The 25,448-nt window shown below is 72.6% G+C and carries 21 protein-coding genes and 1 pseudogene; 13 read left to right on the top strand and 9 right to left on the bottom strand.

All coding sequences use genetic code 11. From position 1 onward, the window contains the following. The first annotated feature begins 53 nt into the window (after positions 1 to 53). Positions 54 to 735, top strand: a pseudogene (locus tag AC3ET4_RS21160) (biliverdin-producing heme oxygenase). Positions 736 to 993: 258 nt separating this feature from the next. Here AC3ET4_RS21160 and AC3ET4_RS21155 read toward each other — a convergent pair. Next, on the bottom strand, positions 994 to 1,992 hold the full coding sequence (locus AC3ET4_RS21155) for a hypothetical protein (RefSeq protein ID WP_431951688.1): 999 nt from the start codon (positions 1,990 to 1,992) through the stop codon (positions 994 to 996). Between the two features lie 422 nt (positions 1,993 to 2,414). On the opposite strand from AC3ET4_RS21155, the gene AC3ET4_RS21150 reads away from it, so the two are divergent. Together AC3ET4_RS21150 and AC3ET4_RS21145 are read left to right on the top strand one after the other, a co-directional pair. Then, positions 2,415 to 2,702, top strand: a complete 288-nt coding sequence (locus tag AC3ET4_RS21150) for a transposase (RefSeq protein WP_431951686.1) — start codon at positions 2,415 to 2,417, stop codon at positions 2,700 to 2,702. Between the two features lie 20 nt (positions 2,703 to 2,722). After that, entirely contained in the window at positions 2,723 to 2,860 is a 138-nt protein-coding gene (locus AC3ET4_RS21145) for a hypothetical protein (protein WP_431951684.1), read from the top strand. A gap of 13 nt (positions 2,861 to 2,873) precedes the next feature. Here the strand turns inward: AC3ET4_RS21145 and AC3ET4_RS21140 are convergent, their stop codons facing one another. From AC3ET4_RS21140 to AC3ET4_RS21125, 4 genes are all read right to left on the bottom strand, one after another. Beyond that, positions 2,874 to 4,256: a serine hydrolase domain-containing protein gene (locus tag AC3ET4_RS21140; protein WP_431951682.1), complete on the bottom strand. Its 1,383-nt coding sequence runs from the start codon at positions 4,254 to 4,256 to the stop codon at positions 2,874 to 2,876. 52 nt (positions 4,257 to 4,308) lie between these two features. After that, complete coding sequence (locus tag AC3ET4_RS21135) at positions 4,309 to 5,439, bottom strand: YeiH family protein (RefSeq protein WP_431951680.1); 1,131 nt, start codon at positions 5,437 to 5,439, stop codon at positions 4,309 to 4,311. Further along, positions 5,436 to 5,999, bottom strand: coding sequence for a cysteine dioxygenase family protein (locus tag AC3ET4_RS21130; protein WP_431951678.1), 564 nt, complete (start codon positions 5,997 to 5,999; stop codon positions 5,436 to 5,438). Before AC3ET4_RS21130 ends, AC3ET4_RS21135 begins: the two co-directional genes overlap by 4 nt. A 134-nt stretch (positions 6,000 to 6,133) precedes the next feature. Beyond that, positions 6,134 to 7,039 (bottom strand): LysR family transcriptional regulator, encoded by a 906-nt coding sequence (locus tag AC3ET4_RS21125; RefSeq protein ID WP_431951676.1) that lies wholly within the window; start codon positions 7,037 to 7,039, stop codon positions 6,134 to 6,136. Between the two features lie 121 nt (positions 7,040 to 7,160). Here AC3ET4_RS21125 and ddaH point away from each other — a divergent pair, with 121 nt between their 5' ends. Continuing rightward, the gene (gene ddaH, locus AC3ET4_RS21120; RefSeq protein ID WP_431951674.1) at positions 7,161 to 8,015 is read left to right on the top strand and encodes a dimethylargininase; all 855 of its coding nucleotides are present in this window, start codon (positions 7,161 to 7,163) and stop codon (positions 8,013 to 8,015) included. 19 nt (positions 8,016 to 8,034) lie between these two features. Beyond that, positions 8,035 to 9,576, top strand: a complete 1,542-nt coding sequence (locus AC3ET4_RS21115; RefSeq protein WP_431951672.1) for a phytoene desaturase family protein — start codon at positions 8,035 to 8,037, stop codon at positions 9,574 to 9,576. An 11-nt stretch (positions 9,577 to 9,587) separates the two neighbouring features. On the opposite strand, the gene AC3ET4_RS21110 is transcribed toward AC3ET4_RS21115, so the two are convergent. Then, entirely contained in the window at positions 9,588 to 10,577 is a 990-nt protein-coding gene (locus tag AC3ET4_RS21110; protein ID WP_431951670.1) for a small ribosomal subunit Rsm22 family protein, read from the bottom strand. A gap of 496 nt (positions 10,578 to 11,073) precedes the next feature. Here AC3ET4_RS21110 and AC3ET4_RS21105 point away from each other — a divergent pair, with 496 nt between their 5' ends. Further along, positions 11,074 to 12,366 carry an MFS transporter gene (locus tag AC3ET4_RS21105; protein ID WP_431951668.1) on the top strand — a complete coding sequence of 431 codons (1,293 nt, stop codon included), beginning with the start codon at positions 11,074 to 11,076 and terminating at the stop codon, positions 12,364 to 12,366. 389 nt (positions 12,367 to 12,755) lie between these two features. Beyond that, on the top strand, positions 12,756 to 14,237 hold the full coding sequence (locus tag AC3ET4_RS21100; RefSeq protein ID WP_431951666.1) for a sugar transferase: 1,482 nt from the start codon (positions 12,756 to 12,758) through the stop codon (positions 14,235 to 14,237). A gap of 3 nt (positions 14,238 to 14,240) precedes the next feature. On the opposite strand, the gene AC3ET4_RS21095 is transcribed toward AC3ET4_RS21100, so the two are convergent. Then, the gene (locus AC3ET4_RS21095; RefSeq protein ID WP_431951664.1) at positions 14,241 to 15,191 is read right to left on the bottom strand and encodes a GDP-L-fucose synthase family protein; all 951 of its coding nucleotides are present in this window, start codon (positions 15,189 to 15,191) and stop codon (positions 14,241 to 14,243) included. Between the two features lie 95 nt (positions 15,192 to 15,286). On the opposite strand from AC3ET4_RS21095, the gene gmd reads away from it, so the two are divergent. The 6 genes from gmd to AC3ET4_RS21065 all read left to right on the top strand — a co-directional run bounded on the left by gmd (position 15,287) and on the right by AC3ET4_RS21065 (position 23,775). After that, positions 15,287 to 16,300 (top strand): GDP-mannose 4,6-dehydratase, encoded by a 1,014-nt coding sequence (gene gmd / locus AC3ET4_RS21090; protein ID WP_431951662.1) that lies wholly within the window; start codon positions 15,287 to 15,289, stop codon positions 16,298 to 16,300. Between the two features lie 64 nt (positions 16,301 to 16,364). Continuing rightward, complete coding sequence (locus AC3ET4_RS21085) at positions 16,365 to 17,111, top strand: CBM96 family carbohydrate-binding protein (protein ID WP_431951660.1); 747 nt, start codon at positions 16,365 to 16,367, stop codon at positions 17,109 to 17,111. A gap of 49 nt (positions 17,112 to 17,160) precedes the next feature. Next, positions 17,161 to 19,896: a LamG-like jellyroll fold domain-containing protein gene (locus tag AC3ET4_RS21080; RefSeq protein WP_431951658.1), complete on the top strand. Its 2,736-nt coding sequence runs from the start codon at positions 17,161 to 17,163 to the stop codon at positions 19,894 to 19,896. 107 nt (positions 19,897 to 20,003) lie between these two features. After that, complete coding sequence (locus tag AC3ET4_RS21075) at positions 20,004 to 22,232, top strand: LamG-like jellyroll fold domain-containing protein (RefSeq protein ID WP_431951656.1); 2,229 nt, start codon at positions 20,004 to 20,006, stop codon at positions 22,230 to 22,232. Further along, on the top strand, positions 22,229 to 22,939 hold the full coding sequence (locus AC3ET4_RS21070; RefSeq protein WP_431951654.1) for a hypothetical protein: 711 nt from the start codon (positions 22,229 to 22,231) through the stop codon (positions 22,937 to 22,939). Before AC3ET4_RS21075 ends, AC3ET4_RS21070 begins: the two co-directional genes overlap by 4 nt. Beyond that, positions 22,936 to 23,775 carry a glycosyltransferase family 2 protein gene (locus AC3ET4_RS21065; protein WP_431951652.1) on the top strand — a complete coding sequence of 280 codons (840 nt, stop codon included), beginning with the start codon at positions 22,936 to 22,938 and terminating at the stop codon, positions 23,773 to 23,775. Before AC3ET4_RS21070 ends, AC3ET4_RS21065 begins: the two co-directional genes overlap by 4 nt. On the opposite strand, the gene AC3ET4_RS21060 is transcribed toward AC3ET4_RS21065, so the two are convergent. After that, complete coding sequence (locus tag AC3ET4_RS21060) at positions 23,720 to 24,883, bottom strand: glycosyltransferase (RefSeq protein ID WP_431951650.1); 1,164 nt, start codon at positions 24,881 to 24,883, stop codon at positions 23,720 to 23,722. The genes AC3ET4_RS21065 and AC3ET4_RS21060 overlap by 56 nt on opposite strands. A 13-nt stretch (positions 24,884 to 24,896) precedes the next feature. Next, positions 24,897 to 25,442, bottom strand: a complete 546-nt coding sequence (locus tag AC3ET4_RS21055; protein ID WP_431951718.1) for a WcaF family extracellular polysaccharide biosynthesis acetyltransferase — start codon at positions 25,440 to 25,442, stop codon at positions 24,897 to 24,899. Positions 25,443 to 25,448 lie beyond the last annotated feature (6 nt).

Genomic DNA, 25,448 nt, shown 5'->3' with positions numbered 1-25,448 from the left:
ACTCCGACCGCCTTCGTCCCGACGTTCCTGCCGCCCGACGCAGGAGGATTCCCTTGAGGTCAGCCCGCGCCTCCGCGACCGCGCCGTTCTCGGCCGTCCTCCGCGCCGCCAGCCACGACCGGCACACCGAGGCGGAGACCTCGGCGTTCATCGGCGACCTGCTCGGCGGCCGCCTGCCGGTTGCGGCGTACGCGCGCTACACCGAGCAGCTCTGGTTCGTCTACCGGGCGCTGGAGGACGCCGCCGTGCGACTGTCCGGCGACCGGGTGGCCGCGCCCTTCCTGCGGCCCGAGCTGATGCGCGTCCGCGCCCTGGAACGCGACCTCGACCACCTGCTCGCCCCCGGCTGGCGCGGACGCCGTCGCCCTGCCCGAGACCCTCGCCTACGCGGCCCGCATCACCGAGACCGCCCGCGCGTGGCCGGCGGGCTACGTAGCCCACCACTACACCCGCTACCTCGGCGACCTCTCCGGCGGCCAGGTCGTCCGCAGCGTCGCGGAACGGACCTGGGGCTTCGCCCGCAAGGGCGACGGTGTGCGCTTCTACGTCTTCGAGGCGATCGGCGACCCGGCGGCGTTCAAGCGCGAGTACCGGCGCCTGCTGGACGCCCTCCCGGTCGACGAGTCCGAGAAGCAGCGTGTCGTCGAGGAGTGCCGGCGCGCCTTCGCCCACAACGCGGCCGTCTTCGCCGCGCTCGGCCGCGAGTTCCCCCGACCTGACGCCCTGTCCGCCTGACGCCCTGTCCGCCTGACGACGTGTCGGCCTGACGTGGCTCGGCCGCCCGATTCCGCGGCGTGGCTCGGCGGCTTACTGCGCCGCGCATCGTGGTCGAGACACTCGGGCTGTCGGGTCGGCCCCACGTGCGCCGGATCAAGCCCCGGTATATCGCTTAGACGGCCCCGACAATGATGTGGTGCAGCGCATCATCGTCGGGGCCCCTTCAGACCTCAAAGGCCTCCGACCGGTAAGCGAAGCACAACGGAGGCCGTCCGGTCAGCTTCCGTTGTAGGCCTGCTTCCACCACACCGCACCGTCGTTCTCCCCCGTGAGGAGCATGATTGCGACGGCACCCGCGACCGAGAGGAAGGGCGCAACCAGGGAATGCCAGTGCTGGCTTTCCTGCTGCCAGCCCGTGGAATGGAACGCGATGCCGTTGCGCTCCAGCCGATTCATCCAGATGCTGTTGTCGGCTGCTCTGGCGGCCACGAGCATATTTCCCGTACTGGTCGCCGCGACCACTGGGGACGCGTCCGCGTCGCCGTCGAGGCTGTCAGCGTAGAACCAGTCACTGTGCCCAATCGGCTGGCGCAGCAGCTGGACTTCACCGTTGGGTTCCGCGTAAGCAACGTAAAGGTAATTGTTGACCTCGTTGTATGTCACGGTCGGCGCCCATATGCTCTGATAGGACAAACCGTCATAGTCCTCTTGGGCTTCCAATTGACGGGCGTTGTTCCAGTTGACCGAGTTGATGGGGAGCCAACTGGACCACATCCGCTGATCGGATGCGCCGCGGTACACCATCATCATTCCCACATAGGGCACCGAAGCGAGCGACACGGACTGATGCGTTGTCTGGCCGGCCAGTACCTGCCAGTTCGACCAGGCTATGCCGGTTGAGGGAGCTGTTCCATTGTCCTGGGCACGACTCCAGTAGATCCGCCCTGACGTGGAGGTGTAGAACGCGTAGTACCAGCCGTTGGAGTTGATCACTCGAGGCGCGACACCCGTCAAGGGCGCGGAGCCGTCTGCGTTCGAGAAACTGAATGCCCTGAGATGGTTGACGCTGAGCCAGACTATGTTGTTGTCCCATCCGCGCCATATTTGCACCAAACCGCTGTACCCATTCGCCTCGGCCATGGTGTCGCGTGATTGGATGGGTGACCTGTTCTGCGTTTCCCCGGCCCATGAATTGCTCTCTCCGGGCTCATTCGCAAAGGCCTCGGTTCCCGCCGCAAGGGTCATGGCGAACGCCGCGATCAGCGCTATGATCACGCTTCTCCGACGCCCTCGCCAGAATCTAGTGTTCACAAATTTCACAACTTACCTCGCACTGGACGCACTTCCACAGGAAATCCCCCGCCACCACTCCGAGGCGGGGGCGGCATCCGCTGGGAAGATGTGACCGTCACAGGTGCGTTCCAGGTCACGAAACCGCAATGGGCCTTCCGGCAGGTGTCCGTCGCCCACAGCAGTGGCGGTCATGACGGCGAAATACTACAACACTGTTGCACTTGTTTGTCCGCCGGTTCGCCAAGCCACTGCTGACGAGGAACGGGACCTCTGGCACCATCGAGACAGCCGCGGGTGTCCACGCGCCCCGGGCATCTGGGCGAGCCGACCCAGATCGTGGACTTCGCGCTGGTGGACGCGGTACTGGAGGAGACCGGGGCGGAACGGGCTACCGGCCGCTGCCCATGCACGTGATCGAAGCATGGATCACCGTCACCCTCGCCGACGGCACCACCCGGTGCGAGCCGTGGAGGCTGGTCACCAGCCTGCTCGACCACGAGCGCTACCCCGCCCGCGAACTCGTCGAGCGCTACCACCGCCGATGGCAGGTGGAGACCACCTACTTCTCGATCAAGGCGACCATGCTCGATGGTGGGTCCTGCGCTCACGCAGCGGCCCGGGCCTGGACCAGGAGGCCTACGCGCTCCTGGCGACCTACCAGGCGCTCATCCGTGCCGCGGCCGACGCGGTGACCACCCGGCCCTGACTGGCCATGGAGCGGATCAGCTTCACCGTCCTGCTGCAGGCCGCCGCCGACCAGGTCACCACCGCCACCGGCATACTCCGACCGGCAACCGCCGACCCCAGCCTCACGTCCGCCTCACGACCCGGACAGCGAGTGGTCACGTGACCGGCAGGACAACCTAGCCGAGCGGGGAGGTCCAGCCCGCGGGGTCGACCCCGCCGGGGACGGGGGCCGCCGGGTCGTAGGGGGCGCGGGTGAGGACGAAGGAGCCCAGGTCGAGGTGGCTGACGGCGCCGTCGGGGGTGCGCACGACGCGGAGGGTCTCGCCGTCGTAGTAGCCGTCCAGGCCCGTCCAGGTGCCGTCCTGCTCCGCGCGGAAGCGGGCGCCGCGGGCGGTTCCCGAGAGGGCGGTCAGCTCCAGGTCGCGGCCCGCACGCAGCCGCAGTACGTGCGGGGCGGAGCCCCAGTACCAGGCCCCGGTGAGGGCGAGCAGTTCCGGGTCGGGGTCGGAGACGGGCCGCCAGGGCTCGGGGACGCGGGGCTCGCGTTCGGCCACGATGCGCAGCAGGTCGGCGGCGATCGCGGTGGTCGCTGCGCCGGTGGTGGAGTTGGCGAGGACGACCGCGCCGAGGCCCTCGGCGACGTCGCACCACAGCCCGGCCACGAAACCGGGCATGGATCCGCCGTGACCCACCAGCAACCGGTCGCCCGGCGCCTGCATCAGCTGCAGACCGAGGCCCTGGTCGCCGCCCGGCGCGGCCGGCCGGCGCATCTCCTCCAGCGTCGCGGGCGCCAGGACGCGCTCGTCGCCCGCGGCGAGGAAGGCGGCCCAACGGCACAAGTCGTCGGCGGTCGACCACAGTTCGCCCGCCGGGGACATCAGACCCGTCTCCTGCACGACCTCCGCCATCATCAGCTCGGCGTGCGGGTGGACGGCCCAGCCGCCGGCGTGCGGGGCCCGCGGGCGGCGCGTCGTACGGGTCATCCCCAGGGGTTCGAGGACCTCGGCGTTCAGCACCTCGTCCCAGGGCGCTCCGTCGTGGAGGGCCTCGACGAGGGCGCCGAGCAGGGCGAAGCCGGGATTGGAGTAGTGGTGCCGTTCGCCGGCGGGGTGCAGCCGCGGCCGCTCGCCGAGCAGGTCGGCGGTCTCGGGACGCAGGCCGCCGGGCGTGCGCTCCCACCAGGGGCCCGGGGTCTCCGCGGCGAGGCCCGCGGTGTGGGAGAGGAGGTGGCGCACGGTGACCCCGTCGGCGGGTGAGGCGCCGATGTGCTTCTCGACGGGGTCGTCCAGCCCGAGGCGCCCCGCGTCGCGCAGCCGCATCACCAACACGGCCACAAAGGTCTTGGTGATGGAGCCGATCCGGTACTGGGTGTCGCCGTCGGGGGCGTGCCCGTCCACGCAGGAGCGCGCCCCGGTCCACACGGCGACGCCGTCCCGTACGACGGCCGCCACGAGGGAGGGGGTGCGGCTGCGGGACTGGGCGACCGCGACGCGGTGCAGCAGGGCTCGGCGGGTCTCGGGCAGCAGGACGTCGTCGGGCTCGGTCTGCGGTGTCGGCATGCGATCACCCTAGAGGCTGTCCCCGGCGGGCGCCGGGCACATGGGCGCTTCGTCAGCCGGTGAGGAGCACACCGGCGTAGGAGACCGTGGCGATGAGGGTCCAGGAGACCAGGCCGACGGCGGCCACCCGCGGACCGGTGCGCGCCAGGGCGCGCAGGTTCACCATGCTGCCGAGCCCCACCATGGCCATGGCCAGCAGCAGTTGCTGCAGCCGCTCCGCGCCCTCGAGGACGCCGGCCGGCAGAATTCCCGTGCTGCGTACGGCGATCATCACCAGGAAGCCGACGACGAACAGCGGCAGCAATGGAGTGCGCCCCGCGGCGGCGTCGGGCTTCGCGGCGCCGGAGGCTGCGCGCCGCCTGCGGCGCAGGGCGTAGGCGACCGAGGCGACCAGGGGCGCGAGCAGCGCGACCCGCATCAGCTTGACGAGCACCGCCTCTGCGAGCGCGGCCGGGCCGGCGGTCTGCGCCGTCGCGACGACCTGGCCCACGTCGTGCACACCGGCCCCGGTCCAGCGGCCGAACTGGATGTCGTCGAGACCGAGCGGGTGGTGGAGCAGCGGCAGCACGCCGATGGCCAGGGTGCCGCAGAGCGTGACCAGGGCGACGGACGCGGCGACGTCCTCCTCGTCGCTGCCGGTGACCTGGCTCACCGCGCCGATGGCGGAGGCGCCGCAGATGGAGTAGCCGGTGGCGATCAGCAGCGGCTGGTCCCCCCTCAGTCCCATGCGGCGGCCGAGCCAGAGGGTGCCCCAGAAGGTGGCGGCCACGACGCAGACCACCATGGCGGCCGTGGCCCAGCCGAGGCCGAGCACGTCGTCCAGGCCCAACTGCAGGCCGAGGACGACGATGCCGGCCCGCATCAGCCGTTTCCCGGCGAAGGTCAGCCCGGACCGGCCCCGTCCGCGCGTGAGCGCACGCAGGCCCGGCAGGTTGGCGGCGGCGATGCCGAGGACGACGGCGGTGGTGGGCACCGGCACGGCGGGCAGCAGTGCGTGCAGCGCGCTCGCCAGGGCGGCGCCGAGGGCCGCGGCCGCCACACCGGGCAGCACGGCCGCGACGGCCCGGCGGCGTCCCGCACCGCGTCCCGCGGAAGGCTCGGCAGGGGCGGGGGCGGTCGTGGCAGGGGCGGTCGTGGCAGGGGCGGTCGTGGCAGGGGCGGGGGCGTGGGTGCGGAGGTTCACGGTTCGCCGACCGGCAGCCGGTAGACGCGCCGCACGCTGGAGCCCAGGCGGGAGACGTCGGCGCCGTAGATGTGCAGCGATATCGCCGTGCCGGGGCCGCCGTTCCACACCTCGTGGATGTCACCGGGCGGCGCGAAACCGCAGACCTCGCCCTGGGCGTTGACGACGTCCCGGGTGGGGACGAGGCGGGAGCCGGCGCCGTCGGGGACGAGGCGGTAGCGGCGCTCGTGCTCGCGGCCCTGGTGCACACCCGTGACGCACCAGGAGACGTGGTCGTGGATGGACGTCCGCTGCCCCGGCAGCCACACCAGGGCGACGACGGAGAAGCTGCCGTCCTCCTCGGCGTGCAGGATGTGCTGGCGGTAGCGGTCCGGGTCGCCCTCGGTGTGCTGTTCGGCCAGCAGGTCGGGCGCGCCGAGGTACGGCGCGAGCCGTTCCCCCACCAGGTGGGCCGTGGGGCCGGGTGCCAGGCCGCGCCCGACGGCGTCGCGCACCTCGTCGACGAGGCGGGCCAGCCGGGTGGTGGGCGCCGAAAGCGCCGGAGCGGTCGTGGAGGTCATGTCCGCAGCGTCCGTGCGCGGGGATCCGCACGTCCACTGACAGTTCCTTCACCCGGCTGTGCCCCTCCTTATGGATGGGGCCCGTGGGCGGTATGGCCGGGTCGCCGTGGCGGATCCTCGTCGTCGGGTCGCCGTCAGCAGCCGCTGCGCCGCTCGGCGACCGTCCTGAGCGCGTCGACCACCACGGACGCCGCCGGGATCCGCAGGCGGTCCCGTGGTACGTAGGCCGCGATACGGCGGCGCGAGACCGGGTCCAGCGGGCGCCCGACGACCCGTTCCAGCCGCATGAAGGACAGCGCCAGTCCGGGCATCATCGCGACCCCCAGCCCCTCTGCGACCAGCGACTGCACCACGAGGTTGTCGTCGGTGGCGAAGGCGATGTCGGGTGCGAAGCCCAGCTCGGCGCACTCGTGGAGGAAGTTGACCCGGCAGCGCAGGCAGCCGGCGATCCAGCGCTCGCCGGCCAGGTCGCCCAGCCGGACCGAGCGGGCACCGGCCAGCCGGTGCCCGGTCGGCATCAGGACCATGAGCTGGTCCTCCAGCAGCGGGATCTCGACGAGGTCGTCGGGCACCGCCTCGTGCAGTCCCGGGTACGTGAACGCCAGGGTGATGTCGCACTCACCGCGGGTGACCCGCTCCAGCGAGTCGGGCGGCTCGTCCCCCAGCAGCTCGACCCGTATGCCCGGGTGCTCGGCCGCCACCAGGGACAGTGCCTCGGGGATCAGGGTGGCGTTGGCGCTGGGGAAGGCGCACAGCCTCACCCGTCCGGTCTCGAGCCGGGTGACCGCCCCTATCTGCTCCCAGGCCACGGACATGCTGTCGAGGATGGTCTCGGCGTGCCGCGCCAGCGCCTCGCCCGCATCGGTCAGCCGCATACGCCGCCCGACGCGGACGAAGAGCGCGGTGCCCACCGAGCGCTCCAGGGCCTTCATCTGCTGGGTGATCGCCGGCTGCGTGTACCCCAGCGCCGCGGCCGCGGCCGAGTAGGAGCCCGCCGTGACCACGGTGTGGAACGTCTTGATGTGTCTGGAATCGAACACCCGTGAATCATAAGAGGAACTTGGGGTGATCCCGCGCGCGGCTACCTGAAGCTTCTGGGAGCGCCGCGCCGGGCGTGTCCGCGACCGCAATCCGGTGCGCCGTGTCCGCTGCGGGTCCACCATGTCCTCACGGTCACAACCACACCGCGAGGAGCCCTCCTTGAGCGCAGCGCGAACCGCCTCGTCCCGCCGGTATCTGATGTGTCCTCCCACCTACTTCCGCGTCACGTACTCCATCAACCCCTGGATGGACCCCACCAAGCCGGTCGACCCCGCGCTCGCCCAGTTCCAGTGGGAGGACCTCCGCGACCGCTACCGCTCGCTGGGGCACACCGCCGAGTTCCTGCAGCCGCTGCCGGGCCTGCCGGACATGGTCTTCGCCGCCAACGGCGCCACCGTGATCGACGGCCGGGTCTTCGGCGCCCGCTTCGCCAACGCCGAGCGGGCCGCGGAGGCGCCCGCGCACCGCGAGTGGTTCCTGAGCCGCGGCTACGGCGAGGTGCACGACCCGCAGCACATCAACGAGGGCGAGGGGGACTTCGCCGTCACCGAGAGCTGGCTGCTGGCCGGGAAGGGCTTCCGCAGCAGTCCGCTGTCGCACGCCGAGCTCCAGGAGTTCTTCGGCCGCCCCGTCATCGGCCTGGAGCTCACCGACCCGCACTTCTACCACCTGGACACGGCGCTGTGCGTGCTCTCCGGCGACGAGATCATGTACTACCCGGACGCCTTCTCCCCGGGCAGCCGCGCGGTGCTGCGCCGGCTCTTCCCCGACGCGATCACCGCCGGCCGCCAGGACGCCATGGCCTTCGGGCTCAACTGCGTCAGCGACGGCCTGCACGTCCTCGTCCCGTCCGGGGCCACCGGGCTGCTGCGCCCGCTGCGCGAGCGCGCCTTCGAGCCGGTGCCGGTGGACATGTCAGAGCTGCACAAGGCCGGCGGCAGCGTGAAGTGCTGCACCATGGAGCTGCGCGACTGAGCGTGATACGAAGGGGCGCATGTCGCAGCAGCTGCCCTCCCGCACCTCGTACGACGCCGTGATCGTCGGTGGCGGCCACAACGGCCTGGTCGCCGCCGCCTACCTGGCCCGCGCGGGCCGCTCCGTGCTGCTGCTGGAGCGGCTGCCCGGCACCGGCGGCGCCGCCGTCTCCACGCGCGCGTTCACCGGTCTGGACGCACGGCTGTCCCGGTACTCGTACCTGGTGAGCCTGCTGCCCCGGAAGATCGTCGAGGACCTGGGACTGCGCTTCGCCGTACGGCGGCGGCGCATCTCCTCCTACACCCCGCACGGCGACGGCGGGCTCCTTGTCGACACCGGGTCCCCGTCCGCGACCCGGGAGAGCTTCGTCCGGCTGACCGGCTCCGACCGCGATCACGAGGCCTGGCAGCGCTTCTACGGCATGACGCAGCGGGTCGCCGAGCGCGTCTTCCCGACCCTGACCGGGCCGCTGCCGTCCCGGGCCGAGCTGGAGCGCATCGTGGACGACCCGGAGGCCTGGTCGGCGCTGTTCGAACGGCCGCTGGGCGAGACCGTCGAGTCCCTCTTCGAGGACGACGTGGTGCGCGGCGTGGTGCTGACCGACGCCCTGATCGGCACCTTCACCCATGCGCACGACCCCTCGCTGCTGCAGAACCGCTGCTTCCTCTACCACGTCATCGGCGGCGGCACGGGCGACTGGGACGTACCCGTCGGCGGCATGGGCGCCCTCACCGACGCCCTGGCGGACGCGGCACGCGCGGCCGGCGCGGAGATCGTGACCGGCGCCGAGGTCACCGCCGTCGAGACCGACGGCACCCGGGCCGAGGTGTCCTTCGAGGGCGGCGTGGTCGGCGCGCGGCACGTACTGGTCAACGCCTCCCCGTACGCGCTCGCCGGGCTGCTGGGCGAGACGCCCCCGCAGAAGCCGGAAGGCGCCCAGCTGAAGGTGAACATGCTGCTGAGGCGGCTGCCGCGGCTGCGCGACACCGCGGTCGACCCGCGCGACGCCTTCGCCGGCACCTTCCACATCGCCGAGTCGTACACCCGGCTGGAGCAGGCCTACCGCGAGGCGGCTGAGGGAGCCGTGCCCACGGCGCCGCCCTCCGAGATCTACTGCCACTCGCTGACGGACCCCTCGATCCTCTCCCCGGAGCTGGCCGCCCAGGGCGTGCACACCCTCACTCTCTTCGGGCTGCACGCCCCGGCGCGGCTGTTCGCGGACGACCCCGCGAAGACGAAGGAGACCCTGCTCGAGGCCACCCTGGCGCAACTGGACGCCGTGCTCGCGGAGCCGCTGGCGGACTGCCTGGCCGTGGACACCGACGGGCGGCCCTGCATCGAGGCCAAGTCCCCGCTCGACCTGGAGCGGGAGGTCGGCCTGCCCGGCGGGCACATCTTCCACCGGGACCTCGCCTTCCCGTACGCGGAGTCGGGTGGCGGCGCCTGGGGCGTGGGGACCGCGCACGCCAACGTGCTGCTGTGCGGGGCGGGCGCGGTACGCGGCGGCGGGGTCAGCGGTGTGCCGGGCCACAACGCGGCGATGGCGGTGCTGGGCGCCTGACGCGGCGCGCGCTACTCCTGCTCGGCCGCGGGCGGCCAGGTCTCGCCCCAGGCGACGTCGCGGGCCGCGCGGTACAGCGGCCCGTGCCGCTTGGTGACGGTGTCGCGGCGCAGGCCCTCCTCGACCGTGCACAGGTCGATGAGGACCTGCCCCTTGCGGATCTGCGGGTGCCGGACGACCCGGTCCGGTGCTCCGGGCGGCGCCGCGGGGAAGCGGGCGGCGGCGACGTAGCTGAACTTCTCGTCCTCGTAGGGCAGTGAACCGCCCTTGACCTGCCGGTGCAGCGAGGTCCGGGCGACCCGCGCCGCGAAGTGGCACCAGTCCGGGGCCTGGACCGGGCACGTTCCGTCGTGGGGGCAGGGCGCGAGGACGTGGAAGCCGTCCGCGACGAGCCGGTCGCGTGCCGCGAGGACCCGCGCGTAGCCGTCGGGGGTGCCCGGCTCGACGACGAGCACGGCACCGCGCGCCGCCCTGGCGGCCTCGGCGACGACCGCGTCCCGGTCGGGTCCGGTCAGTTCGCCGATGACGTACGACAGTGTGACCAGGTCCGCCTCCGGCAGCCGGGCGCCGCTGCCCAGCGGCGTCTTCAGCCATCGCGCGTCCCGCACCGCGGCGTGCTCCGCGTCCGCGGCCAGCTCCCGGCCGAGCGAGAGCGCCGCCTCCGACCAGTCCAGGACCGTGCTGGTGTGCGCCCCGTCCTCCCAGGCGTCGGCGACCGCCCAGGTCGCGGCACCCGTCCCGCCGCCCACGTCCAGGTGGCTCGCCGGCGCCCACTCCCCCGCCCGGGCCCGGAACTCCGCCAGCGCCGCACCGACGGCGGCGTGGGTGGCCGGCATCCGGTACGCCGCGTAGGCGGCCACGTCGGAGCGGTCGCGCAGGATCGGGGTGCTGCTGGGCGTGCGCCCCCGGTAGGTGGCGATCAGCCGGTCGACGGCCTGGGTGGCACGGCCGGGCGGGAGCCCGTCGAGGAGACCGGCGAGGGCGGATTGCAGAGATGACACAAGGGTCAAGGGTAAGGCCCGCTCGGGTCGGGCCGGCGCGGTCGGCGGAGCTCCTGTCGCCCGGGACGCGGTCGGTCGGACCGCTCCGCCTCCACGGCTGCGGCTGACGGGCCGCGGCGGGGCCTGACGACCGTTCGGGCACGCGGGACGGGGCTTCGCGCCCGCGTTCGGCTGTCCCGCCGTCTCGCGGCCTTCGGACGCACAGCGGCGGGGGCTGAGGCCTCCTTCGACGGCGCGGCCACCCCACTCCCCGCCACTCACCGACGCCGGGCCACGGCTCGCCCCAGGCTCTGGCCCGGAACGCCCGCCGGTACGCACAGCCCTGGCCGAGCTCTTCCGTCGCGGCCCACAGCTCGACGGCTCTCGCCCGCCGCCGCTCCTGCAGCCGGTCACGCGCAGCCCGCCCGCCGGCGTCCCGGCGCGGTCGCCGGCCTCCGGCGCATCGTCGACCGTTCACGCGATCGTCCCCGGAAGGGACGGCCTAGGATCAGCCGCCATGACCTCTTCGGGCGACCAACCAGAGCATGTGCGAGGGGACTTCGGCAGGCTGTGGGGCGCCTACGCCGTCAGCGCGGCGGGGAGCGCGGTGGGGTCCGGGGCCCTTCCGCTGGTGGCCGTTCTGGCGCTGGACGTCACTGACTTCCAGGTCACCCTGCTGGCGGCGCTGTCGGCGCTGGCGGGCGCCGCCCTCACCCTCCCCCTGGGGGGCCGGGTGGAGCACCACCGCAAACGCCCCGTCATGGTCACCGCCGATCTGCTCCGCTTCCTGGTGCTGCTCAGCGTCCCGGTCGCGGCGGCCCTCAGCGTGCTGACCTTCGCGCAGCTGTGCCTGGTGGGCATCGTGCAGGCGGCCGCCGCCATCGTGTTCGGCGCGGCCAGCACCGCACACCTCAAGGGCCTCGTCCCCTCGGGGGACCGCCTGCGGGCGGTCTCACGGCTGGAGACGACCAGTTGGCTGAGCCAGAGCGCGGGGCCGCCCGTCGGCGGGTTGCTCGTCACCGCCTTCGGGGCGACGGTCACCCTCGCCGTGGACGCGTTCTCCTTCCTGCTGTCCGCCCTGGGCGTCCGCATGATCCGCCGCCCCGAGCCGGAACCACCGGCGCGGACGCCCTCGAAGGGCCGTGGCCGGGACATCCTGGCGGGGTGGACGTACATCCTGGGGCACCGCGGGCTGCGGCCGCTCTTCTGGAACGCCATGCTCTTCGGCGGCGCGATCATGATGAGCAGCCCGCTGATGACCATCCTGATGCTCCACGAACTGCGCTTCACGCCCTGGCAGTACGGACTGGCGCTGGGGCTGCCCTGCCTCGGCGGCGCACTGGGCTCCCGGCTCACCGCCCCGCTGACCGGCCGACTGGGACGGCATCGGGTCCTGCTCGTCTTCGGGGTCCTGCGCACACCCTGGCTCCTGCTGTCGGCCTGGACCCCGGCCGGCGCCCTCGCGCCCGTCGTCCTGATCACCGCCGACACCTTCCTGCTGGCGGCCGCCGGGGTCTTCAACCCCTCCTTCGCCACGTACCGGATGGCCGCGACGGCGGACGGCGTCCTGACCCGGGCGGTCACCGCGTGGTCGGTGAGCTCCCGGACGGCCCAACCCCTGTCCATGCTGTTCGGCGGCGCTGTCGCGGCCGTGGCGGGCGTCCGTGCGGCACTGGTCGTCGCGGGCGTGCTGTGCCTGGCCAGCGCCGTGCTCCTGCCGTGGCGCGCGCCCCTGTCCGCGGCCGGCGACCCCGGGGAGCCGCAGGGTCGGGAGCAGGCCGCGCCCTCGGGGAAGACCGCCACGGCGTGAGACACGGGCGCCGCGGCCGCGCGGGCGACCTCACCGCGACCCGTCGGGCTGGCGCCGGTGGCCCGTATACGGCGGCGGAACCCGGCAGACCCCCGCCGGGGCGCACGCACCGCACGCCGGGGCGCGCCCGGAGCGCAGCCGCGGCGCACCCAAGAGCCCGCCGACCTCGCGCCTTCCGCGACAGTCCGCGGGACCGCGCCGTACCCGAGCCGGCGCCACCGGGGGACAGATCAAGCCGAATGTGAACTTCAGGACAACTGACCTCCGAAATTCCGTAAACCACAGCGAACGCACAATCGTTTGCCATAGCGTTCCGGGTTACGACGGCGCACGGCTGCTTGGGGAAGCAGTAGTGCGCCCACGTTTGTCGCGTTGTGCCAGGGGGGTCCATGCGGCGTGTCGGTATACCCAGTTCAGGACCGTTGGATACGTCTCCCGCGCTCGGCGGCAAAGCCGCCCCGCGCGGGCTGAGCGACAAAGCCGGCTGGTACCTGCCGGCGGCACTCGTCACGGACGCGGCGGGGGTCGCGCTTCCGGTCGGGCTCGTCTTCGACGCCGCACTCCAGCCGCATCCGGTGCTGTGCGCCATGACGGCCGCGGCCGCCTGGCTGACCGTCCAGGCCGCCCGGCGCCGGTACGCCCAGCGGGCGCTCGGCGAGTCGCGCAGCGGGCTGTCCGTGCTCTACGACTGGCTGGTGCTGCTCGGTGTGCTCGCGGTCGTCCGCGCGCTGCTGGGCGAGCAGTCGGAACCGTCCGTGGCGCTGCTCGCCCTCGCCCCGGGTCTGCTGCTCACCACCGTCCGTCGGAAACTGATCTACGGTCATCTCCTCGCCTCCCGGCGCGAGGCGCACGCGGTGCGGCGCGTCCTGGTGATCGGTGAGCCGAGCGCGGCCGACTACGTCGTCGACCAGCTGGCCGCGCGCACCGACCACGAGTACGTCGTGGTCGGCGTCATCCCGGTCGGCCTGGCCAACCTCGAGTGCGGCGCTCCTGTGGCCGCGCGGCTGGAGTCGCTGGCGCCGGCGCGGCCGAGCGCCGATTCCGGTGCGGTGCTGACCGCGGCGCGGGACGTCGGCGCCGACCTGGTGCTGGTCGCGCCCGGGCCGCGGATGGCCGGTGAGCGCCTGCGGCAGTTGTCGTGGTCCCTGCACGACGCGGGCATCCCGCTGGCCGTGCTTCCGGGCCTCACCGATGTGGCGGTGCGGAGGGTGGAGCTCGACTCGGCCGCCGGGCTCACCCTCCTGCACATCAGCCCGCCGCTGCGGCGCGGGATCCAGGTGGGCCTGAAGGAGGCGCTGGACCGCGCCGGGGCCGCCGTGGGACTGCTGCTGCTGTCCCCGCTGTTCGGCCTCATCGCCGCGGCCATCCGGCTCGGTTCCAAGGGGCCGGTGTTCTACCAGCAGGTCCGGCACGGGATGAACTGCGTGCCCTTCACCATGTGGAAGTTCCGCACGATGGTGACGGACGCGGACGACCGCAAGCCCGAGCTGGCCGCCGCCAACGAGAGCGACGGCCTGATGTTCAAGATGCGCCGGGACCCGCGCGTCACGCGGGTCGGGCGGATCCTGCGCCGCTGCTCACTGGACGAACTGCCGCAGCTGATCAATGTGCTGCGGGGCGAGATGTCGCTGGTCGGGCCGCGGCCCCCGCTGCCGGAGGAGGTAGCCCGCTACGACGAGGTGGCGCTGCGCCGGCTGTCGGTGAAACCCGGCCTGACCGGGCTGTGGCAGGTCAGCGGGCGTTCGGACCTCTCGTGGGACGAGACGCTGCAGCTCGACCTCCGCTACGTGGACAACTGGACGTTCACCAGCGACGTGGACGTGATGGCCCGCACCTTCCGGGCTGTCGTGGACGGCCGCGGGGCGTACTGAATGTCAGGCAGCGCACGCGTCCCTCCACCAGCGGTAGGTGGCGGCGATCCCGTCCCGCAGCGGGATCGCCGGCTTCCAGCCGAGGGCGGAGAGCCGGGAGACGTCGAGCAGTTTGCGGGGGGTGCCGTCGGGCTTGGTGGTGTCCCAGGCGATGCCGCCCTCGTAACCCGTGACCTCCCTGACGGTCTCGGCGAGCTCGCGGATCGTCAGGTCGCTGCCGCAGCCGATGTTGACCGGCTCCTCGCCGTCGTAGTCGCGCAGGAGCACCGCGCACGCGGCGGCGAGGTCGTCCACGTGCAGGAACTCCCGGCGCGGGCTGCCGGTGCCCCAGAGCACCACCTCGGGGGCGCCGTCGCGCCGCGCCTCGTGGAAGCGGCGGATCAGGGCGGGCAGGACGTGCGAGGTCTCGAGGTCGAAGTTGTCGCCCGGGCCGTAGAGGTTGGTGGGCATCGCGGAGACGAAGGAGGCGCCGTACTGCCGCCGGTAGGACTGCACCTGGACGATGCCGGCGATCTTGGCGAGCGCGTACGCCTCGTTGGTCGGCTCCAGCGGGCCGGTGAGCAGGGCGTCCTCGCTGATCGGCTGCGGCGCGTGCTTGGGGTAGATGCACGAGGAGCCGAGGAAGAGCAGCCGGCCGACGCCCGCCGCGTGCGCCCCGGCGATCACGCTCAGCTGGATGCGCAGGTTGTCCTCGAGGAACTGCACCGGGTAGGTGCTGTTGGCCATGATGCCGCCGACCTTGGCGGCCGCCAGCACCACCGCGTCCGGCCGCTGCTCCTTGAGGAACGCCTCGGTGCGCGCCGCGTCGCGCAGGTCGAGTTCTCCGCGGCCGCGGGTGATCACCTCGTGCCCGTCGGCGGTCAGCCGCCGGGTCACCGCCGATCCGACCAGGCCGCGGTGGCCCGCGACGAAGATCCGGGCGCGGTCGGGCAGAAGTGCGTTCGCTTCGCTCATGGAAGCGAATTCTGCCAGCAGGGTTCACCCCATGGCGGGTGATTCCCAACATCAGCATCCAAAGGCAACATAACCGACCCTAGGGGGGAGATCGCATGGGCAAGAGCGCCCTGATCACCGGTGTCACGGGCCAGGACGGCTCCTATCTGGCGGAGCTGCTGCTGGACAAGGGGTACACCGTCCACGGCCTGGTCAGACGGTCGTCCAGCTTCAACACCGAGCGGATCGACCACATCTACCAGGGGCCGCAGGAGGCGAACCGCTCCTTCGTGCTCCACCACGCCGACCTCTCCGACGGTGTGGCGCTGGTGAACCTCCTGCGCGACCTGCGGCCCGACGAGGTGTACAACCTGGGCGCCCAGTCCCACGTCCGCGTGTCCTTCGACGCCCCGCTCTACACCGGGGACGTCACCGGCCTCGGCTCGATGCGGCTGCTGGAGGCGGTGCGGGCCAGCGGGGTGGAGACCCGGATCTACCAGGCATCCTCCTCCGAGATGTTCGGCGCCGCCCCGCCGCCGCAGAACGAGCGGACGCCCTTCCACCCCCGCAGCCCGTACGGCTGCGCCAAGGTCTACGGCTACTGGGCGACGGTCAACTACCGCGAGGCGTACGACATGTTCGCCGTCAACGGCATCCTGTTCAACCACGAGTCCCCGCGCCGCGGCGAGACCTTCGTGACGCGCAAGATCACCCGGGCCGTCGCCCGCATCAAGGCCGGCCTGCAGGACCGCCTCTACCTGGGCAACCTCGACGCCGTGCGCGACTGGGGCTACGCCCCGGAGTACGTCGACGCGATGTGGCGGATGCTGCAGCGCGACCAGCCGGACGACTACGTGGTCGCCACCGGCGAGGCCGCCACCGTACGGCAGTTCGTGGAGACCGCCTTCGCGCACGTGGACCTCGACTGGGCGGAGTACGTCCGCTACGACCCCAAGTACGAGCGCCCCAGCGAGGTGGACGCGCTGATCGGCGACGCGAGCAAGGCGGAGGAACTGCTCGGCTGGAAGCCCTCCGTACGGGTCGACGAGCTGGCCCGGATCATGGTCGACGCCGACCGCAAGCAGGTCGAGGACCAGCTCGCCGGCGTGGCCGTGCGCATAGACCGCTGAGCCGCGCCCCGGAGGACGCCGCCTCACGCGGCGGCGGCGTCCGGCGGGGCCCGGGGAACCACGGATGGGTGGCGACACCGTCGACGCCCGGCCGAACCAGCCCTCCCGCGGCCACGTCAACGGGCAGGCCCACGAGGCCGCCGTCCACCCGGGCGTGCCGGCCGCCGCCCAGGTCGCCCGGCACCACGCCCTGGCGAGCGCACCGGCCGACACCGTCACCACGCTCACCCACGACGAGGACACCTATGTCGACGCCGGTGCCCCCTCGGCCGCCTACGGCACCTCGGGCTCGCCGGCCGTCCGCGGCAGCTCGGCCCACCTGACGCACCTGCGCCTCAGCCTGCCGTCGGCCCCGGCCGGCCAGAGCCTGAAGAGCGCGGTGCTGCGGGTCATGAGCAGCAGCGACCCGGCGGCGGGCAGCAGCGACACCGTCTCCGTCGCGCCCGTCACGGGCGCGTGGACGGAGGCCGGGGTCGCGTACAGGAGCCGTCCGGCGCTGTCCTGGGCCGTGCTGGGCACGCTGAGCGGCGCGACGACGGTCTCCACGTCGTCCACGGTGCCGCTGGACGTCTCCCAGCTCTCCGGCTCGCTGGGCGGCTCCTACGGCATGGCGCCGACCAGTGCCGGCACGGACGCCCTGTGGCTGTGGCCGCGGCAGGCCGCGTCGCTGGCGACCGGACCACGACCGGAGCTCGCCTGCGGCTCCCAAGGAGCCGCAGAAAGCCCCAACAGGGCCCATGTGGTGAGAAGTTGGCGGGAAGTGCTGCCAAAGTCCCCTCCGGGCCGCCCGTCGCGGCGTAGGCTGCCGTGACAGGCGGCCCGTTCCCGGCCGCCGGGGGGCTGCGAGGGCTGGGGGGCTCATGCGCACATGGGGAAGACTGTCCGCTGCACTGGTGCTGACGACGGCCTCACTGGCCGGCGCAGGGGTCGCCGCGGCGCCGACCGCCGGGGCGCTCACCGCGCCCGTGGCCATCACCGCGGACCCGCTGCCGACCTGGCAGACCAACGGCGTGGTGTGGGCGATGGCCCAGCAGGGGGGCACGGTCTTCGCGGGCGGCACCTTCTCCACCGTCCGGCCCCCGGGGTCCGGCGGCACCACGCAGTCCGCCGTCAACTTCGCGGCGTTCAACGCCGCCACCGGCGCCCCGACCAGCTGCCGGCTCTCCTTCACCATCGGCTCCGGGAGCGCGACCGTACGCGCCCTGGAGGTCTCACCGGACGGGCGGACCCTCTACGCCGGCGGCTGGTTCAACGCCGTCAACGGAGTGGGGGTCAGCAGCCTGGCCGCGATCGACATCGCGAGCTGCACGCCGATCGCCTCCTTCCGGCCGTCCTTCTCGGCGACCGTGCGGGCGATCGACGTCAGCGACGACACCGTCTACGTGGGCGGTGACTTCACCTCGGTCGCGGGCCAGTCCCGGTCGCGCTTCGCGGCCCTGACCACCGGCGGCGCCCTGCGCCCGTGGAACCCGAACGCCGACAAGCCGGGCCGGGCGGTACAGCTGAGCCCGGACGGCGGGCACGTGGTGCTCGGCGGTGACTTCGACACCGTCGGCGGCACGGGCTCGCACGCCCTGGCCGTGGTCGACACCGGCGATGGCGCCCTGACCAGGGCCTACCCTGTGGGGTTCATCCCGGCCACCTCGGTGGTCAAGGACCTCACGGCGGACGCCACGGCGGTCTTCACCGCCAACGAGGGCACCGGCGGCGGCGTCTTCGACGGCCGCATCGCCCTGAACGCCGGCGACTTCGGACAGCGCTGGCGCGACACCTGCCTCGGCGCGACGCAGTCCGTCGAGGTCTACAAGACCGTCCTGTACAGCGGTTCGCACGCGCACGACTGCAGCAGCATGGGCGCCTTCCCCGACCAGCGGCGCAAGCACCTGCTGGCGCAGTCGGTGGACGACCCGAAGCTGCTGCCGTGGTTCCCCGACACCAACGACGGCATCGGCGAGGGCATCGGCCCGCGGGTGATGACCACCGCCTCCTCCGGCGGCACCGACTACCTGTGGGTGGGCGGCGAGTTCACCACCGTGGGCGGCGCGGCCCAGCAGGGCCTGACCCGCTTCGCCTCCGGCCCGGACACCGGGGCGCCGAGCGTCCCCGAGGTGAACGTGGCGAGCGTCCGGCCGGGCCAGGTCACCGTGCGCTGGCGCAGCAGCCTCGACCTCGACGACGGCACCCTGACCTACCGCGTCTACCGCAACGGCTCCAGCACGCCGGTCCACACCACCACCGGCTCCTCCCTGCCTTGGGCGCGCCCGCAGCTGACCTTCACCGACACCACGGTCACCCCGGGCGCCACCTACTCCTACCGGGTCACCGCGAGCGACGGCACCAACACCAGCGCCCTGTCGGCCGCCCAGTCGGTGACGGCCGCATCGGCCACCCAGGCCTACCCGGCCCGCGTGCTCGCCGACGGCGCCACGCTGTACTGGCGGTACGACGAGGCATCCGGCCAGTTCGGCGCGGACTCGTCCCCGGGCGACGACAACGCCGTCTACCTCAACGGCCCGCTGTACCGGCAGACGCCGGGCGCCGTGGCCGGCAGCACCGCCATGGGCTTCAACGGCAGCAACGACTACGCCTACAGCGACGCCCGCCACGCCCGCCCGAGCGCGTACAGCATCGAGACCTGGTTCAAGACCACGACCACGGCCGGCGGCAAGCTCATCGGCTTCGGCGACCGCAACGTCGACGACAAGCTGAGCGGCAGCTACGACAAGCACATCTACATGACCGACAACGGCCGCCTGGCCTTCGGGGTGTACTCCGGCGGCACCCGCACCATCACCACCACGGGCGCCTACAACGACGGCGGCTGGCACCATGTGGTGGCCACCCAGGGCAGCAGCGGCATGCGGCTGTACGTGGACGGCGCCCTCGTCGGCACCGACCCCACCACCGGCAGCCAGAACTACTCCGGCTTCTGGCGGGTCGGCGGCGACAGCCTCACCAGCTGGCCCAACCGCCCGAGCAGCAACTTCTTCGCCGGGCAACTGGACGAGACGGCCGTGTACCCCTCGGTGCTGACCGCCGCCCAGGTCGCCGACCACCACGCGCTGGGCACCGCGGGCGGCGGCACCCCGTCCGAGACCGAGATCGCCGTCGAGGCGGCCGAGGACTCGTACGTCAACGCCGGCGCGCCGTCCTCCACCTACGGCTCCACCGGCTCCCTCGCGGTGCGCGGCACCTCGGCGTATCTGACGTACCTGCGCTTCTCGCTGCCCGACGCGCCCGCCGGGCAGGTGCTGAAGAGCGCGCGGCTGCGCCTGCGCACCAACTCCGACACCGGAGCGGGGTCCACCGACAGCCACAGCATCGTCCCGGTCACCGGGAGCTGGACGGAGAGCGGCGTGACGTACACCAACCGGCCCGCGCTCTCCTCCACCGTGCTCGGCACGCTCAGCGGGGCCACGGCGCCGCAGAGCACCTACGAGACGGCGCTGACGACCGGTGCGCTGGCGGGGGCCCTGGGCGGGTCCTACGACCTCGCGCTGACCAGCACGGGAACCGACGCGCTGTGGCTGTGGTCGAGCGAGGCGGCGGGAGCGGTCAACCACCCGGTGCTCGTCCTCACGTTCGGCGCACCCTAGTACACATTTTCTCCAAACGGCGTCCATCGGCCGCATGTCAGCCCATACCCTGCGGTGCACGGGCGGCCAAGCGGGACGCCCGGGGGCATTGGGGCCTTGGGGGGCACATGCGCAAGCTCAGATTCATATCCGCTGCCTTGACGATGGCTGCGGGTTCCCTGGCGGCGGGGGCGGTGGCGTCGCAGCCGGCGGGGGCCCTGACGCCGCCGGTGGCGATGACGGCCGACAGCCTGCCGACCTGGCAGACCAACGGCATCGTCTTCGCCATGGCGCAGGCGAACGGCACCGTCTTCGCCGGCGGCACCTTCTCCTCGGTCCGCCCGTCCGGTGAGGCGGCGGGCGGACCGAACGAGCGGGCGGCGGTCAACTTCGCCGCCTTCAACGCCGCCACCGGAGCGCCCACCGACTGCGCGCTGTCCTTCACCGTCGGCTCCGGCACGGCCACCGTGCGGGCGCTGGCGGTGTCTCCGGACGGCGCCACGCTGTACGCGGGCGGCTTCTTCGGCGCCGTCAACGGCACCCCGGTGAGCAGCCTCGCGGCGATCGACATCGCCACGTGCACCGTCAGGAAGGACTTCGCGGTCGCGGTCAACGCCACCGTCCGGGCGCTGGCCGCCACCGGTGACACCGTCTACCTGGGCGGCGACTTCAGTTCCGTCGACGGCCAACCGCGCGGCAACTTCGCCGCCGTCACCACCACCGGCGACGTCACCGCCTTCACGGCCGACGGCGACGCGCCGGGCCGGGCCGTGGAGGTCACGCCGGACGGTGCGAACGTCCTCCTCGGCGGCGACTTCGACCGCGTCAACGGCACGGCCTCGCACGCCCTGGCGGTGGTCGACGCCACGACGGGCGCCGTCGTGAGGGGCTACGGGTCCTCCTTCATCCCGTCGACCTCGGTGGTCAAGGACATCACGACCGACGCCACCGGCTTCTACACCGGCAACGAGGGAACCGGAGGCGGCGTCTTCGACGGCCGTATCGCGCTCGACCTCGACGACTTCGACCAGCGCTGGCGCGACACCTGCCTCGGCGCCACGCAGTCCGTCGAGGTGTACAAGTCCGTGCTCTACAGCGGCTCGCACGCGCACGACTGCAGCAGCATGGGCGAGTACCCGAACCAGCGGCGCAAGCACCTGCTCGCGCAGACCGTCGACAACCCCGCGAAGCTGGGCTGGTTCCCCGACACCAACGACGGACTGGGCGAGGGCATCGGCCCCCGCGTCATGGCCGTCTCCTCCTCCGGCGGCACCGACTACCTCTGGGTCGGGGGCGAGTTCACCACCGTGAACGGCGTGGCCCAGCAGGGCCTGACCCGCTTCTCCTCGGGTCCGGACACCGGCGTGCCGACCACCCCGAACGTCAATGTCTCCAGCGTCACCCCGGGCTCGGTCGAGGTCCGCATCCAGACCAGCCTGGACCTCGACGACAGCTCGCTGACCTACCGCGTGTACAAGAACGGCGGTGCCACGCCCGTGCACACCACGACGGCCTCCTCGCTGCCGTGGGTGCGTCCGCAGCTGACCTGGACCGACACCGATGTGACGGCCGGCGCCACCTACACCTACCGGGTCACCGCGAGCGACGGGACCAACACCACCGTCAAGTCGCCCACCCAGACCGTCACGGCGGCGACCGCGCCCGAGGCCTACCCGACCCGGGTCCTCGCCGACGGCGCCACCCTGTACTGGCGCTACAACGAGACGGCCAACACCTTCGTCGCCGACAACTCGCCGGCCGGCGCGAACGGCAACCATGTCGGCGGCCCGACCCGCGGTGTGAGCCCCGGCGCGATCGCCGGCAACGGCAGCACCGCCGTGACCTTCAACGGCTCCACGCAGTGGTCGTACAGCGACGCCAAGCGCAACCGGCCCGCCGCGTACAGCATCGAGACCTGGTTCCGGACGACCACCACCGCCGGCGGCAAGATCGTCGGCTTCGGCGACCGGACGACCGAGGCGAGCGCCACCACCGACAAGCACGTCTACATGACCAACGCCGGCCGGCTGATCTTCGGTGTGCGCAGCGGCAGCAACCGCACCATCACCACCTCGGCCGCCTACAACGACGGCGCGTGGCACCACGTCGTCGCCACCCAGGGCACCGGGGGCATGCGGCTGTACGTCGACGGCTCGCTGCAGGCGTCGAACGCCCTGATCACCGGAGGCAACGACTACGTCGGCTACTGGCACGTCGGCGGGGACAGCCTGTCGGGCTGGACCAGCCGCCCGACGAGCGACTACTTCGCCGGTTCCCTCGACGAGACGGCGATCTACCCGAGCGTGCTGTCCGCCGCGCAGATCGCCCAGCACTACACCCTGGGGCGGAACGGATGACCCACCCGCCCCGCCGGGTCGCCGCCGCCGTCCTCGCGACGGCGGCGGCGGTGCTGATCGCCGGCTGCTCCAGCGGCTCCGACGCCGAGGACACCGCCGCCAAGGACGCTCCCGCACCCACCGCCGCCGCCTCCGCCTCCGTACCGGCCCCGGACCGGGGCGCGGACCCGGGCTCGGCGGAACCGACCGCCCCCACCGACCCCGCCTCCGACGCCGTCCCGAGCGGGCCCAAGGTCCCCGAGAGCGAGCTGACCCCGGCCACCGGCTCCTTCACCAAGAAGGAGAAGACCTACCTGGCGGGCCGGGTGCCCAAGGGCACCGACCCCGCGGCCGTGCTGCAGTTGGGCCAGGAGACCTGCGACCGCATCGCGCGCGTCGCCGAGGTCGACAAGGACGCCGCGATCGGCGGCATCATCACCGGGCAGATCGGCGGCGCCAAGGGCGCCGTCACCCACCTGTGCCCGGACCAGGAGGACGTCCTGGCGGCCGCCGAGACGGGATTCGCCGACGGCTCCTACACCGTGGGCGCGACAGCGAAGGCGGGCAGCGTCGTGACGCCCGGCACCTACCGCGCCCTGACCCCCACCAAGGACTGCGCGTGGACGGCCGGCACCAGGGCCGGCACGGCCCACCGGGTCACCATCACCGCGGCCACGAAGACCTTCGACTCGCGCGGCTGCTTCGCCTGGGCACGGGAGGGCCGATGACGGAACCGGACAGCAGACTGCCCATCGTGGTGGCGATACCGACCAAGAACGAGGCGGAGAACATCGCCACCACGGTCGCCTCGGTCATCGACCACGTCGAGGCGGTGGTGGTCGTCGACTCCGACAGCACCGACGACACCCGCGCCATCGCCGCGTCGCTGGGCGCGGAGGTCGTCCCCTACACCTGGGACGGCACGTACCCCAAGAAGAAGCAGTGGTGCCTGGACAACGTCCACCCGCACATCCCGTGGCTGCTCTTCCTCGACGGGGACGAGGTCCCGACACCGGAGCTGATCGCCGAGCTCCGGGAGGTCTTCGCGCGGCAGCCCGTCCTGCCCGCGGCCTTCGACATCCCGCTGCTGTACTGGTTCGCCGGGCGGCCGCTGCGGCGCGGCCACACCGTCGTCAAGCGGTCCCTGCTGGACCGCACCAAGGTGTCGTACCCGGAGGTCGACGACCTGGACGCGCCCGGCATGGGCGAGCAGGAGGGCCACTACCAGCCGCGTGCGGACGGCCCCGTGGGGCAGCTCAAGGGGCGCATCGAACACCGCGACCTGGATCCGGTGCGCACCTGGTTCGACCGGCACAACCGCTACTCGGACTGGGAGGCCTGGCTGGAGCACCACCCGAGCGCCAAAGAGCAGGTGCGCGGGCTGAAGACCCGGCAGGGACGGATCTTCCAGAAGGTGCCGTTCAAGCCGCTGCTCTTCTTCGGCTACACCTACCTCGCCCGGCGCGGCTTCCTCGACGGCCGCGCCGGCTTCGACTACGCCCTCGCCCTCAGCTTCTACCGCTGGCAGATCGGGCTGAAGACGCGGGAGAACGCTCCTTCGTAGCCGTCTCGTAGACGCCCTGGAGGACGTCGAGGACGGCGTCGAGCGACAGCTCGTCCCGGATGAGGCGCCAGGCGGCCTGCGAGGCCGCCTGGTTCGTCTCGGGCTCCAGCAGTTCCAGGACGGCCTTGCCCACGTCCTCGGGGCGGTGCACGACCCGTCCGGCGCCCGCCCGCTCGATGTCGGGGGCGAGGCCGTTGGACTCCCGTACGACCACGGGCGTGCCCACCGACATCGACTCCAGCAGCGACATCGCGAAGGGCTCGTCCACGGACGGCAGCACATAGACGTCGGCGGCGCGGAAGGCCTCCAGCGCCTCGGCGTGGCTGAGCGGACCGACATGCCGGACGACGCGCTCGACTCCCAGCGCGCGGACGGTCTCGAGGGTGCCGGCCAGCTCGCCCGAGTCCGGGCCGGCCAGGACGAAGCGGGCGTCGGGATACCGCTTGAGAACCTCGGGGATGGCCGCCGCGAAGACCTTGGGGCGCTTGCGGGCCTGGAAGCGGGCCAGGTAGAGCACGGTCGGCGGTCCACTGCGGGCCCGCGGGCGGTGAAGCGCGGTGCCGTTGGGCAGCCGTACGGGACGGGCCAGGTGGCCCGCGCCCACGACGGCCTCGAGGTCGGTGCGCTCCCACTCGGTCAGGTGCAGCACGGCGTCGGCGCGACGCAGCAACCGCTTGGTGGCGAGCGCGTCGAGCACCTTGGCCAGCGGTTTCTCACTGGGGTCGATCATCCCGTGGGTCTGCAGCACCAGCGGCCTGCCGCACTGCAGCGCGGCCACGGCGACCGGCAGGGTGATCAGGTCGCGCATCAGGTGGACGTGGACGACGTCCGCCGAGCGCACCAGCCGCCGCGCTCCGGCGAGCAGGGACGGCGAGGTGATCCCGGAGACCTCGAAGCGCGGCAGCACGTGCCGGGCCTGGTAGACCCGTGCCGGCACCCCCTCCACCTCGTCGGGCAGCGCGCCCTTGGGGAAGCCGTCGCCCAGTGTGACCAGCTCGGCGTCGACGCCGCGGCCGCGCAGCCCCCGGGCGAGGTTGAGGGCGACACGGGTCGGTCCGCCGAAGGCGTTGGTGGGCGTGTGCAGGGTGACGACGTGCAGCACCTTCACGGCTGGGGCTCCTTCACGGCTGGGGCTCCTCGAGCGTCCGGGTGCCGTCGGCGGCGTGCAGGGTCAGCTCCGGCAGGTCCTTCGACAGGACGGTGCCGGCGCCGACGACGGCGTGGCGTCCGATCGTCACGCCGGCCAGCACGACGGCCCGGGCGGCGACCCAGGCGCCGTCCTCCACGGTGATCGGCGCGTTGCGGTAGCGGAAGTCGACGGTGCGGTGGTCGTGGCTGCCGGTGCACAGCAGCGCCTCCTGGGAGACGCACACGTCGGCGCCGAGGGTGATCGGCTCCAGGTTGAGCAGCCAGGCGCCCTCGCCGATCCATGTGCGGTCGCCGACGGTCAGCTTCCAGGGCCACAGCACGCGGACGCGGTGCCGGATGAGCACCCCCTCGCCGATGGTGGCGCCGAAGGCCCGCAGGATCGCCACCCGCAGCCGGGCCGGGCAGAACCAGGCCGAGAAGACGGTGTTCATCACCGCGAACCACAATGCCTGGACGGCCTTGCCCCGTCCCTTGTCGTAACCGGCCAGTGTGAAGGCCGAAAGATCACGTGCCGTCATGGACAC

The sequence above is a fragment of the Actinacidiphila sp. bgisy167 genome, assembly GCF_057707665.1.
The sequence above is the reverse complement of the archived record's forward strand: the minus strand, read 5'-3'. Positions and strand labels throughout refer to the sequence as shown.